Source organism: Rhizobacter sp. P3_B12 (genome assembly GCF_056402895.1).
Genome location: NZ_JBFUGN010000084.1, coordinates 1 through 15628, shown reverse-complemented (window position 1 = coordinate 15628; position 15628 = coordinate 1). Strand labels below are relative to the sequence as shown.

Here is a 15628-nt window from a genome sequence, read left to right as displayed (position 1 = left end):
GTGACGCCGGTCAGCGGCGCGACGGGCGGCAGCTTCACGGTGCCGGATTTCGAGGCGACCGAGGCCAACATGTGGCTGCGCATCACGCTGACGGTGCGCGATTCGTCGGGCGCCACCGCGAGCGCGACGCGCGACATCATTCCGCGCACGCCTGTCAGCCAGCTGCCGGTGGTGGGGACGCCCGTCAACGGCTGGGGGCCGTACGAGGTCGACCGCAGCAACGGCGAGCAGGGCGCGGCCGACGGCAAGACGATCACGCTGGCCTCGGTGCCCTACCTGAAGGGGCTCGGGGTGCACGCGCCGTCGGACATCAGCTTCGCGCTGAACGGCGGCTGCAGCGGCAGCTTCCTGAGCGACCTGGGCATCGATGGCGAGGCCGGCAACAACGGCTCGGTCGTGTTCCAGGTCTGGCTGGATGGCGTGCTGGCCTACGACAGCGGCGTCACGCGCGGGGGCGAGATCCGCAAGAAGGCGCTGGTGAGCGTGGCCGGCAAGAACACGCTGCGGCTGGTGGTCACCGATGGCGGCGATGGCGACGGCTACGACCACGCGGACTGGGGCGGCGCGCGCGTGACGGGCTGCGGCACGACGCCGCCGGTCGCGACGATCGGCAGCCTGGTGGTGTCCGATGGCGCCAACTCGGCGGCCTGGTCGGTGCAGTCCAACCTGCAGGTCGGCAACACCGTCTATGGCGACCGCACGTTCACCGTGGCCAGCCTGCCGGCCGCGGTGGCCGGCGGCCGCTGGGTGCGCACCGCGAATGCATCGAAGTCGTACACCGGCACGCCGCTCGCGAGCTTCTCGCTGAGCGCGGCGGCGGATGTCTACCTGGCGTTCGACAACCGCGGCGCATTGCCGTCGTGGGTCGACAGCAGCTGGGTCGACACCGGAACCGACCTGACGACCTCGGAGGGCGGCACGACCCGCGCGTTCAGCGTCTTCAAGAAGCGATTCAACCCCGGCACGGTGACGCTGGGGCCGTTGAACAATGCGGGTATCAGCATGTACCTGGTGATCGTGAAGTAGCGTCAGCCGCGGGGATGGTGGGCGGCATGCAGCGCCTTCAACCGCTCCCGCGCCACGTGCGTGTAGATGGTGGTGGTGGAGATGTCCGCATGCCCCAGCAGCATCTGCACCGCCCTCAGGTCGGCGCCGTGGTTCAGCAGGTGGGTCGCGAAGGCATGGCGCAGCGTGTGCGGCGACAGCGGCGCATGGATGCCGGCCTGCAGCGCGTACTTCTTGACGAGCTGCCAGAACATCTGCCGCGTCATCGGCCCGCCGCGGCCGGTGACGAACAGCGCGTCGCTCGCCTGGCCCTTCAGGATGTCGGCGCGCGCCTCGTCGAGGTAGCGCCGCAGCCAGGCGTGCGCCTCGTCGCCGAACGGCACGATCCGCTCCTTCGAACCCTTGCCGGTGACGCGCAGCGCGCCGTCCGACAGCCCGAGGTGCACGGCCTTCAGCGTGACGAGCTCGCTCACGCGCAGCCCGCTCGCATACATCAGCTCGAGCATCGTGCGGTCGCGCAGGCCGAGCGGGGTGTCGGTGTCGGGTGTCTTCAGCAGCGTCTCGACCTGGGCTTCGCTCAGCGTCTTCGGCACGCGCAGCGGCTGGCGCGCGGCGAGCAGCTTCAGCGTCGGGTCGACGACGACCAGGTGCTCGCGCAGCGCCCAGCGGAAGTAGCGCCTGAAGACCGCCAGGCGCCGGTTCGCGCTGGTGGCCTTGCCGGCGACCTGCGTCACCGCGTAGGCGCGCAGGTCGGTCTCGGTGCTGGCGTTCAGCGCCTTCTTCGGCTCCTTCGCGAGCCACTGCGCATACAGCGCCAGGTCGCGCCGGTAGGCGGCCAGCGAATTGGCCGCGAGGCCGTCCTCGATCCACAGCGCGTCGATGAAGCGATCGATCGCGCCGTGGCTTTCCGTCAGTTCAGGCGAGGCGTCCAATCAGTCCAGCTTGAGTTTCTGCTGCGCGACGACCTTCTTGTAGACCTCGTACTCGGCCGCGATCTGTGCCGCGAACTGCTCCGGCGTGTTCGCCACCAGCAGCGAGCCGGTCTCCTCGATGCGCTTCTTCACCGCCGGATCCTCGAGCGTCTTCTTCACCGCGGCGCTGACCTTGTCGACGATGTCCCTCGGCAGGCCCTTCGGTCCGTAGATGCCGTAGAACGCCATGCGGTTGACGCCTTCGAAGCCGACCTCCTTGAAGGTCGGCACGTTGGGCAGCACGGCCAGGCGCGTCGGCGCTGCGACGACGATCGGGATCAGCCGGCCGTCCTTGATGAAGGGCAGGGCGGATGGCAGGTTGTCGAAGATCATCGGCACCTGGCCGGCGATCGTGTCGTTCAGCGCCGGGCCCGCGCCGCGGTACGGGATGTGCGTGACGAAGGTGTTGGAGAGGCTCTTGAACAGCTCCATCTGCAGGTGGCCGATGCCGCCGGTGCCCGAGCTGCTGAACGAGTACTTGCCGGGGTTCTTCTTCAGCTCGGCCAGGAAGCCGGCGAAGTCGCGGGCCGGAAAGCTCGGGTGCACCGCGATCACGTTCGGCGTGGCCGCCACGTTGATGATCGGCGTGAAGTCGGTGATCGGGTTGTACGGGATCTTCGCGTTGATCGCCGGGTTGGCCGCGGTCGTCGACACGGTGGCCACGCCGAGCGAGTAGCCGTCGGGCGCCGCCTTCGCGATCTCGTTGGCGCCCACCGAGCCGCCGCCGCCGGCCTTGTTCTCGACGATCATCGTCTGGCCCAGCGGGCCGTTGATCTTCTCGGCCACCACGCGGGCGATGATGTCGGTCGTGCCGCCGGGCGCGAAGGGCACGACCAGCCGCACCGGCTTGGTCGGGTACGCCTGGGCCTGGGCAGCGCCGTGGGCGGCGAGCAGCGCGCTCGCGAGGGCAGCGGCGGCGATCAGTGTTCTGCGTTGCATGGTGTCTCCTGTTGCGGATGAGTCGAAGCACGAAACGAGGGGCATTGTGAGCGATCCTGCTCCCGCCGCCCGGCAGCAGCCCTGTGGAAACTACGAAGCGGGAAAGCACGAGGGAGCGGGGTGTCGCTGGCACACTCGGACCGCATGTCGAATGCCCTCCTGCTGCTGCCCGATTTCCTGCTGATCGTCTGCGGCTTCTGCATCTGCCGCTACACCGCGCTGGACCGCCCCGTCTGGGAGGCCGCCGAGCGGCTCGTCTACTACGTGCTGTTCCCGGTGCTGCTGTTCAACTCCATCGTGCGCAGCCCGCTGCAACCGGCGCAGACGCTGAGCCTGGCAGCCAGCGGCATCGGCATGCTGCTGGTGGGCATCGGGCTGTCCTACGCTTTGCGGCGCTGGCCGGGGGTGGATGCGCGGCTGCATGCGTCGGGTGCGCAGACGGCGTTCCGCTTCAACTCGTTCATCGCGCTGGCGCTGGCCGAGCGGCTGGGTGGGCAGCAAGGTGTCGCGTGGATGGCCTTGTTGATCGCGCTGGGCGTGCCGCTGTGCAACGTGGCGGCGGTGTGGCCGCTGGCGCGCCATGGCGGGCATTCATACATGCGCGAGATCGTTCGCAATCCGCTGATCGTCAGCACGGTGGCGGGGCTGATCGCGAACCTGATCGGGCTGCGCTTTCCGGAGGCGGTCGCGACGACGCTGCAGCGCATTGGTGTGGCGGCGCTGCCGGTCGGGCTGATGGCGGTGGGGGCGGGGCTGCGGGTGGCGGGGCTGCGGGCCGCGCCGGGGCTGGCTGCGGCCTTCCTGACGATCCGGCATGCGGTGCTGCCGGCGGTGGCGATCGGGCTGACGGCCGTGCTGGCGTTGCCGCTGGCGCAGCGTGACATCGTCGTCCTGTTCGCCGCGATGCCGACGGCCTCCAGCGCCTATGTGCTCGCCGCGCGGATGGGTGGCGACGGAGCCTATGTGGCGGGGCTCGTCACGCTGTCGACGTTGCTCGGGATGCTGAGCATCCCGGTATGGCTGGCGGTGCTCGCGGCACTGCCAGCCTGATGCGCACACAACACCGCTCGCCCTGAGCCTGTCGAAGGGTTGGGCTGAGCTTGTCGAAGCCCTTGTGCCGGGTCACCAACCCTTCGACACAGGCCCTCGACAAGCTCGGTCCCTGCTCAGGGCGAACGGGTGTTTTAGAAGGTCGCCTTGAACTGCGCCCCGAAGGTCCGCGGCTCGTTGACGAACCCGGTCAGGTTGTTGAAGTCGATGCCCCCCACGACCTGGATCTCGTTCGTGATGTTGCGCGCGAAGACAGCCGCCTCGTACTTCCCGTTGGCCCACTGGTAGCCCAGCCGCAACCCGCCCGTCAGCAGCGACTTGCCGGTGAACTCGGTCGACTCGTACAGGAAGAAATTGATCTTGCTGCGGTACGCCCAATCGGTGTAGACGAAGTATTCGCCGCCCGATGCCGTCGGCATGCCGTAGCGCAGCGTCACGTTGCCGATCCACTTCGGGGCCTGCGGCAGCGGGTTGCCGTCGATGTGGTACGTGCCAGCCACCGGGCCCGCCGGGTCGTTCACCGTGCACTGCGCACAGCCGGCCACGACGAGATCGCCGTCCTTGATCTTCGTCATGTTGTAGCTGCCGTTCAGGCCCAGCAGCAGCGTGTCGGTCAGGTAGGCGTCGAAGTTGAACTCCACGCCCTGGCCCTGCGCCTTCTTCGCGCTGACCAGCGTCGTCACGTTCTGCGTGCCCCCCACCGCGCTCAGCTGCTGGTCCTTCACGTCGTAGTGGAAGACGCTGAACGCCGTGCGCGCCCGCTTGTTCCACAGGTCGGCCTTCACGCCGGCCTCGTACGAGGTGTTGGTCTCCGGGCCGGCCTTCGACTGCGGGCCGAAGGCCGATGCGTTCTGCAGGCTCGAGGCGCGGAAGCCGGTGGCGACGCGCGCGTACAGGTTCACATCGGGCGTCAGCGCGTAGGTGCCGCTCAGGTCCCAGTTGACCTTCGAGTCCTTGGTGTCGGCGGTGGTGCCGGCGCTGCGGTCGATCGTCGTGTTGGCGGTGGTCGTCGCGAGGTACTTCTCGTCGTGCGTATAGCGCAGGCCACCCCGCACGTTCAGCTGCGGCGTGAACTGGTAGTTGGCCGAACCGAACACCGCCCAGGCGTTGTTGACCTGCGTGGTCTGCACCGAGGTGTCCGGGCCGTGGAAGATGGTGTCGTAGCTGATGCTGTCGATCAGGTAGCGCTCGCGGAACAGGTAGACGCCGGTCTGCCACTTCAGCGGGCCGCCGGCCAGCGACTCGAGGCGGAACTCCTGCGAGTACTGGCGGTGGCCGTTCAGCGCGTCCGAGGTCTCGCTCGAGAACGGGATGAAGCCGGGGCCGTTCGCGCCGCCCGGGGCGTACGGAGCGCCGTAGCCGCCGTCCACGTCGCCGCGGCTGTAGGTGTACAGGTGCTCGAAGCCGGTGATCGAGTTCAGCGCCACCGTGTCGAAGGCCCAGCGCAGCCGCAGGCTGGTGCCGAAGTTCGACAGCGTCTGCTCGTTCTTGCCGTCGATCGTGACCGACTTCTCGTCGAAGCCGTCGACCAGGTCGTTGGTGCCCGGCTTGATGATGTTGGCGCGGAACAGCCGCGCCGTGCCCTTCAGGTCGCGCATGTGCACGTTGCCGAGCGCGCTGAAGCTGCTGTTCGGCTGGTACAGCGCCTGCAGGCGGATCGCGTTGTCGTCGTAGCCTTCGAGCTTGTCGGTCTGCGCCGGGCGGTAGTTGTTGTCGACCCAGTCGTCGCGGTGCTGCGACTGGATCGACACGCGGGCCGCGAAATCGGGGCTCGCCGATGCGTTCCACGCGCCTTCGAGGTTGGTGGTGCCGAAGGTGCCGTAGCTGATGCTGCCGTAGCCCTCGTTCTTCTTCAGCTGCGGCTTGACCGATTCGAACTTCACCACGCCGGCCGGCGTGTTGCGGCCGAACAGGGTGCCCTGCGGGCCGGCCAGCACCTCGATGCGGTCGAGGTCGAAGGCCGGGAAGCCCTTCAGGATCGGGTTCTCCTGCACCACGTCGTCATAGATCAGCGAGACCGGCTGCGATGCGTTCAGGTGGAAATCGGTGTTGCCGTAGCCGCGGATGTAGAAGCGCGGGAAGGCGCGGCCGAACGACGACTCGATGTTCAGGCTCGGCACGCGGCCCGACAGCATGCGGATGTCTTCGCCGGACGAGTTCAGCACGTCGAGCTTCTCGCCGCCCAGCGTCGAGATCGACATCGGTACGTCCTTCGCGTTCTCGCTGCGGCGCTCGGCGGTCACGGTGACCGGGGCCAGCACGCTGATTTCCTGGGCCTGGGCCTGGGCCTGGGCCGCCAGTGCGGCCAGGGCCAGTCCGATGCAGAGGGAGGCGCGGGTCAGCGCGAACGGGGCCGCTTGTTGGGGCATGGGTACATCCGTGTGGGTGAGGGAATGGAGGGCAACAGCAACTGCCATGCCACGTTCAGGTGCATCGGCGGGCGCCGCTCACGGCGCGGGCACGCCGACGCGCCACTGGTCCCAGTGCGCCACGATGTCGTTCACCAGCGGCCCGCCGGCCGCGACCAGGTTCTGCGTGGCCGGCACGAAGCCGCCCGGCGTGCCGGCGGTCGAGGCCATCAGCGACGCATAGGCGCTCTGCCCCGAATGGGGGCGGTCGAAGTTCGAGGCGGTGCGCAGCACGGCCAGCCGCTTGACATCGACGCGGCCGGCGGCCGCCGCCCGGGCCAGCGCGTTGTAGGTGGCGTTGTCTTCCTGCTGGGTCGTGCAGTAGGTGCCCTTGCCATCGGTCAGCAGCCTGGTCCAGGCGCGGGCGTGCTCGCCCAGCTTGTCGCCGTGCCACCAGGTGTCGCCGCCCAGCGTGTCGCACTGGGTCACGGTGGGCAGCTTGCGGGCCGCCGGCTGCTTGTAGCGCTTGCGGTAGGCCTTGGCGGCGTCGCTGTCGGCGAGCTTCGCATTCTTGCTGAGCGCCAGCGCCTTCTGCAGCAGCGCCTCGTCGAGCTGTGCGAGCTCGGTGTGGTAGTCGAACTTCGGCTTCTCGCCGGGGCCCTTGGTCATGATGCCGAAGTAGCCCGAGGCCCAGCCCTTGGGCATCTCGCGTGCATCGAGTTCGTGCGCGATGCCGACATCGACCAGGTAGCGCGCCCACGCGGCCGTGCCGAGCGTGCCGCGCGCCGGGTCGATGCCCGCGATGCCGGCGATCAGGAAGTACGTCTGCCGCAGGTCGAAGCGGGGGTCGAGCGTGACGGCCATCGTGGAGGCGGCGACATTGGCGTGCCCCATGCCTGCCGTCAGCAGGCACACGTCGTCGGTGTTGCAGCGCAGCGCCGGGCTCTCGGGCAGCAGGCCGGGCACCGGGATGGCCTCGGTCAGCTTCATCGGCGCGATCCACGGCGCGGCCTCGGGCTCGAACATCGCGATGATCAGCACCTTCAGCGGGCGTGGGGCGGGTGCCGGGGCTTGCGCCTGGGCCAGCGAGGCGGCCGCGGCCAGCAAAACGGCAACGGCGGACGCGAGGATCGGGGTCTTCTTCATTTCGGTTGTCTCCGGGGAGTGGCACGGGCCTTCCAGGCCTCGAGGAAGGCCATCGTGACGGCCGCTTCGTTGGTCTCGGCCAGCCCGCTCGAGAACAGCGCGCCGACGTCGGCGTTGAACTCCTCCGCGCCGGCCAGGTCGCTGAGGCTGCGGAACGCGATGTAGGGCACGCCGTTCGCGTGGGCCACGTGCGCGAGCGCGGCGGTCTCCATCTCGAAGGTCTCGGCCTGCAGCTGCTCGAACAGGTAGCTGCGGTAGGCCGGGTTGGCGAGGAACAGCGTGCCCGAGACGCCACGCCCGCCGACCACCACGCGCGGCTGCGTCGCGACGCACAGCTTCGGGTCGGGCTCGGCCACGCCCGGCTTGAAGGCCTTCGGGCCGCAGCGCGCCAGCTCGGGCCGGATCGCGCGGGCGACCTCGAGCATCGCCGGATCGGCCTCGTAGTCGAAGCGGAACTCGCCCTGCGGCGCGCGCTCGCGGCTCATCACGAAGTTCTGCCGCATGAAGAGGCCCCCGACCGGCGCCGCGCCGACGAAGGGCGGCACCGGCTGGCCATTGACCTCGGCGAGCTTCAGGCCGAGGCAGCTCACGTCGCCAGGCGAACCGCAGGGCGCGGGCGGCGTGCCGTCGTGGTTCCAGTACACCTCGAGCGGCATCGCCCAGCGCTCGGGCACGATCACGTCGCCGACATGGTGGGCCGGGTTCACGCCGCCGCTGATGCCGCTCATGATGAGCCGCTGCACGTGGAAGTGGTCCAGCATCAGCTGCGTGACCATCGTCGAGTTGATCATGCTGACGCCGCTCAGCACGATGACGACCCGGTTGCCGCGCAGCGTGCCGGTCGTGAAGCGGTTGCCGTTGACCGTGAAGCTGCGCCGGCCCTGGGTGTTGGCGACCAGGATGTCGGCCTCGGCGCCGAAGGCCGAGACGATGCCGATGCGCGGCGTGCAGTCGCTCAGGCAGCGCGGCGCGGCATGCGCGGGGAGGGACAGGCAGAAGGCGAGAAGCAGCAGCAGGCGGGCGATCATTCGTGGCAGTTCGATAAGGACAACATCGGGTTCAGCAATGTTCGTGCCGCTCAACTGCCACGGATCACGCGGAGAGCGCCCAGTCTATGTGCTCCCGCACCAGTTCGTCAGCCCCCTCGCGATCGGCTTGCAACGCATCCGCCAGCGCCTCGCGCTCGGCGGCCGGCGTGGCCGGATCGCGCAAGGCGTTGCCGATCGCCACCGCGAGGTTGCGGCGCCAGCGCTGGTGGCCGATGCGGCGGATCGCGCTGCCTTCGGTGTGGCGCAGGAAGTCGGCCTCGGTCCAGGCCCACAGGCCGCGCAGCGTCGGCGCGGCGAGTGCGTCGCGCACGTCGAAGTCGGGCAGCGGGCTGCGCTGCGCGTACTTGTTCCACGGGCACACGAGCTGGCAGTCGTCGCAGCCGTAGATGCGGTTGCCGATCGCCGGTCGCAGCTCGACGGGGATCGGCCCGGCATGCTCGATCGTCAGGTACGAGATGCAGCGCCGCGCATCGACGCGGTAGGGCGCGACGATGGCGCGCGTCGGGCAGATGTCGATGCAGGCGCTGCAGCTGCCGCAGTGCCCGCTGACCGGGGTCGACAGCGGCAGCGGCAGGTCGACGTAGATCTCGCCGAGGAAGAACATCGAGCCGGCCTCGCGGTGCAGCGTCAGCGTGTGCTTGCCGCGCCAGCCGATGCCGCTGCGCGACGCGAGCTCGACCTCGAGCACCGGCGCCGAGTCGGTGAACACGCGGTGGCCGCGCGGGCCGACCTCTTGCTGCAGGCGATCGGCGAGCTTCTGCAGCCGGTGGCGCAGCACCTTGTGGTAGTCGCGGCCGCGGGCATAGACCGACACCGCGGCCTGCGCGGGCGACGCGAGGCGGTCCCATTCGACGGCCTGCCAGTCGTCGGGTGTCGCCTGGGGGAGATAGTCCATGCGCGCGGTGATCACGCGCACGGTGCCCGGCACCAGCTCGGCGGGACGGGCGCGCTTCAGGCCGTGCGCGGCCATGTAGCCCATCTCGCCATGGAAACCGTCGCGCAGCCACGCCAGAAGCCCTGCCTCGGCGGAGGACAGATCCACATCGGCGACGCCGATCTGTGAAAATCCGAGCGCGAGGCCCCAGTCGCGCAACTGCGCGACCAGGCCATCCCCGTCCAACTGCTGAGCTTCGGTCATTTGACGATTCTAGAAACCCGATCGCTGCCCTGGCCCGACGAGGCCGCCTGCGCCGCCACCGCGCAGCGGCTGGCGGCGCATCCCTCGCTGCGCACGGCCTTCATCGAACTGCACGGCCCGCTGGGGGCCGGCAAGACCACCTTCACGCGCCACCTGCTGCAGGCACTCGGCGTCACCGGGCGCATCAAGAGCCCGACCTATGCGGTGATGGAGCAGTATCCGTTGCCGGGCGCACCGGTCATCTCGCATTTCGATTTCTACCGCTTCGAGGATCCGCAGGAGTTCGAGGATGCGGGCTTTCGCGACGTGTTCGGGGCGCCGGGGCTGAAGATCGCCGAGTGGCCGGAGAAGGCGCAGGAGCTGCTTCCCGTGGCCGATCTGCGGATCGACATCGCGTTCGATGACGCTGACGTTCACCTGGGTGCGGGCGAAGCGGGCGGGGGGCCGCGGCGCGTGCGCCYGGTCGCGCAGACGCCGCTCGGCGTGGAGCTGCTGTCATGAAGCGGCGCGGCGCGCTGCAAGGCCTGGGCAGCCTCGTGCTGCTGCTCGGCGCCAACGAACTCGCCTTCGGCGCGAGCATCGTCGCGGTGCGGGTCTGGCCGGCCACCGACTACACCCGCGTGACGCTCGAATCCGACTCGGCGCTGTCGGTCAAGCACTTCCTGGCGGAGAACCCGAACCGGCTGGTGATCGACATCGACGGGCTGGAACTCAGCCCGGCGCTGCGTGAGCTGGTGGGCAAGGTGCGTTCCGACGACCCGTTCATCGGCGGCGTGCGCGTCGGCCAGAACCAGCCGCGCGTGGTGCGCCTGGTGATCGACCTGAAGCAGGCGACCGCGCCGCAGCTGTTCACGCTGGCGCCGGTGGCGGCGTACCAGCATCGGCTGGTGTTCGACCTCTATCCGACCGAAGAGCGCGATCCGCTGCTGTCGCTGATCAAGGACAAGGAGCAGGCCGAGCAACGCGCCGCCCAGGAGGTGCAGGACGCGCTCGGCGAGTTCATCGGCAAGATCGGCCGGCCGCCGGACGTCAACATCAGGCCGCTGCCGGCACCGGCGCCACCTCAGCCGCCGGTGGCCGCGGCCTCGCAGCCGCATGGCGGGCCGCTGGCCTCGGGTGCCGCGACGGTGCCGCCGATGTCGCAGGGGCGCATCGACCGGCTGATCATCGTCGCGCTCGACCCCGGGCATGGCGGCGAGGACCCCGGCGCGAGCGGCCCGAGCGGATTGCACGAGAAAGACGTGGTGCTGCAGGTGGCGCTGAAACTGCGCGACCGCATCAACGCACTGCCGGGCTTTCGGGCGATGATGACCCGCGATGCCGATTTCTTCGTGCCGCTGCAGGACCGGGTGCGCAAGGCGCGGCGCGTGCAGGCCGACCTGTTCGTGTCGATCCATGCCGATGCCTTCCTGACGCCGAAGGCGCGCGGCGCCTCGGTGTTCGCGCTGTCGCAGCACGGTGCGAGCAGCTCGGCGGCGCGCTGGATGGCCGACAAGGAGAACGCGGCCGACATGGTGGGCGGCGTCAACTTCAAGGCCAAGGACGCCGCGGTGCTGCGCGCGATGCTCGACATGAGCACCACCGCGCAGATCAAGGACAGCATGAAGCTCGGCAGCGAGGTGCTGGGCCAGATCGGCAAGGTCGGCAAGCTGCACAAGGGCAGCGTCGAGCAGGCCGGCTTCGCGGTGCTGAAGGCCCCCGACATCCCGTCGATCCTGGTCGAGACGGCCTTCATCTCGAACCCTGAAGAAGAAGCGAAGCTGCGCGACCCGCAGTACCAGCTGCAACTGGTCGACGCGCTGACCACCGGGATCCGGCGCTACTTCGCGAAGAACCCGCCGCTGGCAAGACAACGCCAGCTGTAGCCCGGATGCCAATCCGGGGTCAGGCGACTTGCGTGCGTCGCGCCTTCCAAGCGCCGAACAGCACCAGCAAGCCCGGCAGCAGGATCGCGCCCCAGATGATCTTGTCGAGGTGCTCCTTGACCCACGGGATGTTGCCGAACAGGTAGCCGGCCAGCGTGACGCCGCCGACCCACAGCACCGCGCCGCTCACGTCGTACAGCGTGAACTTGCGGCGCGTCATCTGCGCGACGCCGGCGACGAAGGGCGCGAAGGTGCGCAGGAAGGGCATGAAGCGCGCGGCGACGATCGTGATGCCGCCGTATTTCTCGTAGAAGGCATGAGCCTGCTCGAAGGCCTTCTTGTTGAAGAAGCGCGAGTTCTCCCACTGGAACACGCGTGGCCCGAAGTAGCGGCCGATCGCGTAGTTGCTCTGGTTGCCCAGGATCGCGGCCGCCACCAGCAGCCCGATCGACAGCGGCAGGCTCATCAGCCCCGCACCGCACAGCGCACCGACGACGAACAGCAGCGAGTCGCCCGGCAGGAAGGGCATCACGACGACGCCGGTCTCGACGAAGATGATCAGGAACAGCAGCGCGTACACCCAGGTGCCGTAGGCCGCGACGAAGTTCGCGAGGTGCACGTCGACGTGCAGGATGAAATCGAGAATGAAGTGGGCGATGTCCATGGGCGGCGATTATCTCTGTGCGAAGGGGCAGAGCATCACGAGCGGGTCGTTGCCTACTTTCTTCGTGGCGATGAATCATCGTTTGCATTCTCTCCGGTCACGAATCCAATCGGACGCTTCGGCGGATCGGGTGGAGTCGTGAGCTCCCGCAAGGCGTCGAAAACCTGCCTCAGCTGGTTGCGGGTGTTGCGGCTGAATGTGTCTTGCGTCAGAGCCAGCGCTTCGGTTCGCTCTTCCAACTCGGCGAGCCGCTTGGCGAACTCGGCGTGCACGCCAGCCAGCTCTCTCATGTGAACGAAGGCGCGTACGACGAAGATGCCCATCTCGACGGCTTCAGGCGTTGCCAGGACGTTCGCAGCCTGAATCGCACCGTGTTCGGTGAACGCATGGGGCCGCGTTCGAGAGAATTTGAGTTGGCCGAGGTGGTATTTTGCCACCCCCTCGGCCTTCTCAGCGTCCGTGAGCTGAAACATGAAGTCGGATGGGAACCGGCTGGCGTTGCGTTTGACCTGCTCATTCAGTCGCTTGGTTGACACACCGTATAGCGCGGCAAGATCGGCATCCACCATGGCTCGCACGTGACGGATCACCACGATGCGGTTCGCTATGGCTGATGCGGGCGGTTTGCTTTCGAGGGGATGACGTTGCATCCGGCCACGTTACGGGGCGCTGTCCAGCGCTGACACCCTGCCATTTGTACTGGCGTGATCGATGGAAGGCTACAGGAGCGTCTTGATCGCCCGCGCCATCTGCGCGCTCTGCTCGTCGCGCCCGTCGCTGACGAACTGCGCGCCGAACTCCTCCAGCCAGGCGCGCTCCGCATCGGTGTTCGCGCTGCCGCTGATCACGATGCGCGGGTTCAGCCGCCGGGCCTGCGTGCACACCTGGATCTTGGCGCCGAGCAGCAGGTCGGCGACCACCAGCAGCCGCGCATCGGCGATGCCGGCGGCCTCGAGCACCTGGCCGCGGGTCGGGTCGCCGAACACCAGCGTCATGCCGGGCACCGCTTCGATGTCCGGGTCGTGGTGCACCGCGGTGATCGCGATGCCGCCCTCGACGCAGCGCGCCGCGATGCGCCGGCCGAGCGCGCCGTAGCCGCACAGCAGCACGGCGGGCGTCGCGTGCCCTGCCTCGGCGGCCGGCACGGCGGTGGGCTCGACGTGCGCCGGATCCGGCTCCGCGACCCGCTTGCCGATCCAGCGGAACAGCAGCGGGTTCACCGCGATCGAGACGATCGCGCCGACCACCAGCGCATCCATCGCCTCGCGCGGCAGCACGCCGATCGACAGCCCCAGGCTCGCGAGGATGAACGAGAACTCGCCGATCTGCGCGAGACCCACCGCCACCGTCGCGCTGGTGCGCGAGGGCTCGCGCAGCACGCCGACGATCGCCACCGCGATCAGCGGCTTCAGCACCAGCACGATCGCGAGCACGCCCAGCACCATCCACGGCTGCTGGATGACGAAGCCCGGGTTGAACAGCATCCCCACCGAGACGAAGAACAGCGCCGAGAACACGTCGCGGAACGGCGCCATGTCGGCGGCCGCCTGCGGGCCGAAGCGCGACTGCCCGACCACCAGCCCGGCGAAGAACGCGCCCAGCGCGACCGACACGTGGAACACCTCGGCCGCCAGCACCGCAACGCCCAGCGCGACGACGAACACCGTCAACGTGAAGAGCTCCGACGATTGCGTGCGCGCCACCTTCTCGAGCACCCGGCCGACCACGCGCGTGCCGACCACGCCGACCAGCAGCGCGAAGACGACGACCTTGCCGAGTGCCATCAGCAGCGCCATGCCCAAGGATTGCGTCGCACCGGCGGCGCCTTCGGCCGGCGGCGCAAGCAGCGGCAGCACCACCAGCGCGCCGACGGTGAACAGGTCCTCGACGATCAGCCAGCCGACCGCGACATGGCCGTCGCGGCTCGCGAGCCGGTTCTGCTCGACCAGCATGCGCATCAGCACCACCGTGCTGGCCACCGCCAGCGCCATGCCGAAGATCGCGCCGGCCGCATGCGACCAGCCGAAGCAGCGCGCCAGCGCCCAGCCGGCCACGCCGGCCACCAGGCTCTGCCCGATCGCCCCCGGCACCGCGAGCTTCCACACCCGCAGCAGTTCCTGCGGGTGGAAGTGCATGCCGACACCGAACATCAGCAGGATCACGCCGATCTCGGCGAGCTGCGATGCGAGGCCCGCATCGGCCACGAAACCCGGTGTGAAYGGCCCCACGACGATGCCGGCGAGCATGTAGCCGACCAGTGTCGACAGGCCGATGCGGCGCGTCAGCGCCCCGAAGACAAGTGCAAAGGCGAGGCCGCCGGCCAGCGTGACAAGGAGGGTCAGGTCGTGCATCGGGGCATTATCACGAGCCTCCTACAATTCCCGGATGAATGCCCTTTTGCAGCCCGCCCCACGCCGTCCGATCCGCGAGCTGCCCGACGAGCTGATCAGCCAGATCGCCGCCGGCGAGGTGGTCGAGCGGCCGGCTTCGGTGGTGCGCGAGCTGGTCGACAACGCGCTCGACGCCGGCGGCCGCGAGATCACCGTGAAGCTGGTGGCCGGCGGGGTGCGCAGCATCCTGGTCGAGGACGACGGGCAGGGCATCCCGAGCGACGAGCTGCCGCTCGCGCTGCGCCGGCATGCCACCAGCAAGATCGCGTCGCTGGCCGAGCTGGAGGGCGTCGTCACGATGGGCTTCCGCGGCGAGGCGCTGGCGGCCATCTCGTCGGTGGCTGAACTCGCCATCGCGAGCCGCACCGAGGGCGCGCCGCATGCGCAGCGCATCGATGCGCGCTCCGGCGAGCTGGTGCCGGCGGCCCGCGGCATCGGCACCAGCGTCGAGGTGCGCGAGCTGTTCTTCAGCACGCCGGCGCGCCGCAAGTTCCTGAAGACCGATGCCACCGAGTTCGCGCACTGCCTCGATGCGGTGCGCCGCCATGCGCTGGCCCGGCCCGACGCCGGCTTCGCGGTCTSGCACGAAGGCAAGCTGTCGCAGCAATGGCGCCGCGCGACGCAGGCGCAGCGCGTGCGCGACGTGATGGGCGACGAGTTCGTCGAGCAGAGCTGCGAGGTGATGCTGGAGGCGGGGCCGATGCGCATCACCGGGCGCGCCGGCACGCCGGCCGCGGCGCGTGCCCGCGCCGACCAGCAGTACGTGTACGTCAACGGCCGCTACGTGCGCGACAAGCTGATCGCCCACGGCGTGCGCTCCGCCTACGAAGACGTGCTGCACGGCGGGCGCCAGCCGGCGTATGTGCTGTTCATCGAGATCGCGCCGGACCGCGTCGACGTGAACGTGCACCCCACCAAGATCGAGGTGCGCTTCCGCGATTCGCGCGAGGTGCACCAGGCAGTGCGGCGGGCGGTGGAGGCCGCGCTGGCCGCGCCGCGTGCCGCATCGGCGGCGGGCGACGAGGCCGGCGGCGTGGCGGGCGTGCTGCTCGCGTCGGAGCAC

Annotated in this window: 14 protein-coding genes; 5 read left to right on the top strand and 9 right to left on the bottom strand. The window is 69.2% G+C overall.

Features of this window, described 5'->3' with window-relative positions:
• Positions 1–1026 (top strand): NPCBM/NEW2 domain-containing protein (locus AC1D01_RS07440; RefSeq protein WP_477865420.1); only part of this gene is annotated, 1026 nt, incomplete at its 5' end.
• 2 nt (positions 1027–1028) lie between these two features.
• On the opposite strand, the gene xerD is transcribed toward AC1D01_RS07440, so the two are convergent.
• Both xerD and AC1D01_RS07430 read right to left on the bottom strand, forming a co-directional pair.
• Complete coding sequence (xerD, locus tag AC1D01_RS07435; RefSeq protein ID WP_477865419.1) at positions 1029–1937, bottom strand: site-specific tyrosine recombinase XerD; 909 nt, start codon at positions 1935–1937, stop codon at positions 1029–1031.
• Positions 1938–2915, bottom strand: coding sequence for a tripartite tricarboxylate transporter substrate binding protein BugE (locus AC1D01_RS07430; RefSeq protein WP_465113374.1), 978 nt, complete (start codon positions 2913–2915; stop codon positions 1938–1940).
• Positions 2916–3059: 144 nt separating this feature from the next.
• Between AC1D01_RS07430 and AC1D01_RS07425 the strand changes: the two genes are divergently transcribed.
• On the top strand, positions 3060–3965 hold the full coding sequence (locus tag AC1D01_RS07425) for an AEC family transporter (RefSeq protein ID WP_477865418.1): 906 nt from the start codon (positions 3060–3062) through the stop codon (positions 3963–3965).
• 134 nt (positions 3966–4099) lie between these two features.
• Here the strand turns inward: AC1D01_RS07425 and AC1D01_RS07420 are convergent, their stop codons facing one another.
• From AC1D01_RS07420 to queG, 4 genes are all read right to left on the bottom strand, one after another.
• A complete protein-coding gene (locus AC1D01_RS07420; protein WP_477865417.1) occupies positions 4100–6334 on the bottom strand; it encodes a TonB-dependent receptor in 2235 nt (744 codons plus the stop codon).
• Positions 6335–6412: 78 nt separating this feature from the next.
• Positions 6413–7459, bottom strand: coding sequence for a purine-nucleoside phosphorylase (locus AC1D01_RS07415; protein WP_477865416.1), 1047 nt, complete (start codon positions 7457–7459; stop codon positions 6413–6415).
• The gene (locus AC1D01_RS07410) at positions 7456–8487 is read right to left on the bottom strand and encodes a 5'-methylthioadenosine/S-adenosylhomocysteine nucleosidase (RefSeq protein WP_477865415.1); all 1032 of its coding nucleotides are present in this window, start codon (positions 8485–8487) and stop codon (positions 7456–7458) included. Before AC1D01_RS07410 ends, AC1D01_RS07415 begins: the two co-directional genes overlap by 4 nt.
• Before the next feature lie 64 nt (positions 8488–8551).
• Positions 8552–9646 carry a tRNA epoxyqueuosine(34) reductase QueG gene (gene queG, locus AC1D01_RS07405; protein ID WP_477865414.1) on the bottom strand — a complete coding sequence of 365 codons (1095 nt, stop codon included), beginning with the start codon at positions 9644–9646 and terminating at the stop codon, positions 8552–8554.
• Between queG and tsaE the strand changes: the two genes are divergently transcribed.
• Together tsaE and AC1D01_RS07395 are read left to right on the top strand one after the other, a co-directional pair.
• On the top strand, positions 9647–10147 hold the full coding sequence (tsaE, locus tag AC1D01_RS07400) for a tRNA (adenosine(37)-N6)-threonylcarbamoyltransferase complex ATPase subunit type 1 TsaE (RefSeq protein WP_477865413.1): 501 nt from the start codon (positions 9647–9649) through the stop codon (positions 10145–10147).
• On the top strand, positions 10144–11511 hold the full coding sequence (locus AC1D01_RS07395) for an N-acetylmuramoyl-L-alanine amidase (RefSeq protein WP_477865412.1): 1368 nt from the start codon (positions 10144–10146) through the stop codon (positions 11509–11511). The genes tsaE and AC1D01_RS07395 overlap by 4 nt, the downstream gene beginning before the upstream one ends.
• Before the next feature lie 19 nt (positions 11512–11530).
• Here the strand turns inward: AC1D01_RS07395 and AC1D01_RS07390 are convergent, their stop codons facing one another.
• The 3 genes from AC1D01_RS07390 to AC1D01_RS07380 form a co-directional block, all read right to left on the bottom strand.
• Positions 11531–12175 carry a DedA family protein gene (locus AC1D01_RS07390; RefSeq protein WP_477865411.1) on the bottom strand — a complete coding sequence of 215 codons (645 nt, stop codon included), beginning with the start codon at positions 12173–12175 and terminating at the stop codon, positions 11531–11533.
• Positions 12176–12228: 53 nt separating this feature from the next.
• Positions 12229–12825, bottom strand: coding sequence for an ORF6N domain-containing protein (locus tag AC1D01_RS07385; RefSeq protein ID WP_477865410.1), 597 nt, complete (start codon positions 12823–12825; stop codon positions 12229–12231).
• Between the two features lie 69 nt (positions 12826–12894).
• Positions 12895–14526 (bottom strand): cation:proton antiporter, encoded by a 1632-nt coding sequence (locus tag AC1D01_RS07380; protein ID WP_477865409.1) that lies wholly within the window; start codon positions 14524–14526, stop codon positions 12895–12897.
• A 34-nt stretch (positions 14527–14560) separates the two neighbouring features.
• On the opposite strand from AC1D01_RS07380, the gene mutL reads away from it, so the two are divergent.
• Positions 14561–15628 (top strand): DNA mismatch repair endonuclease MutL (gene mutL / locus AC1D01_RS07375; protein WP_477865408.1); only part of this gene is annotated, 1068 nt, incomplete at its 3' end.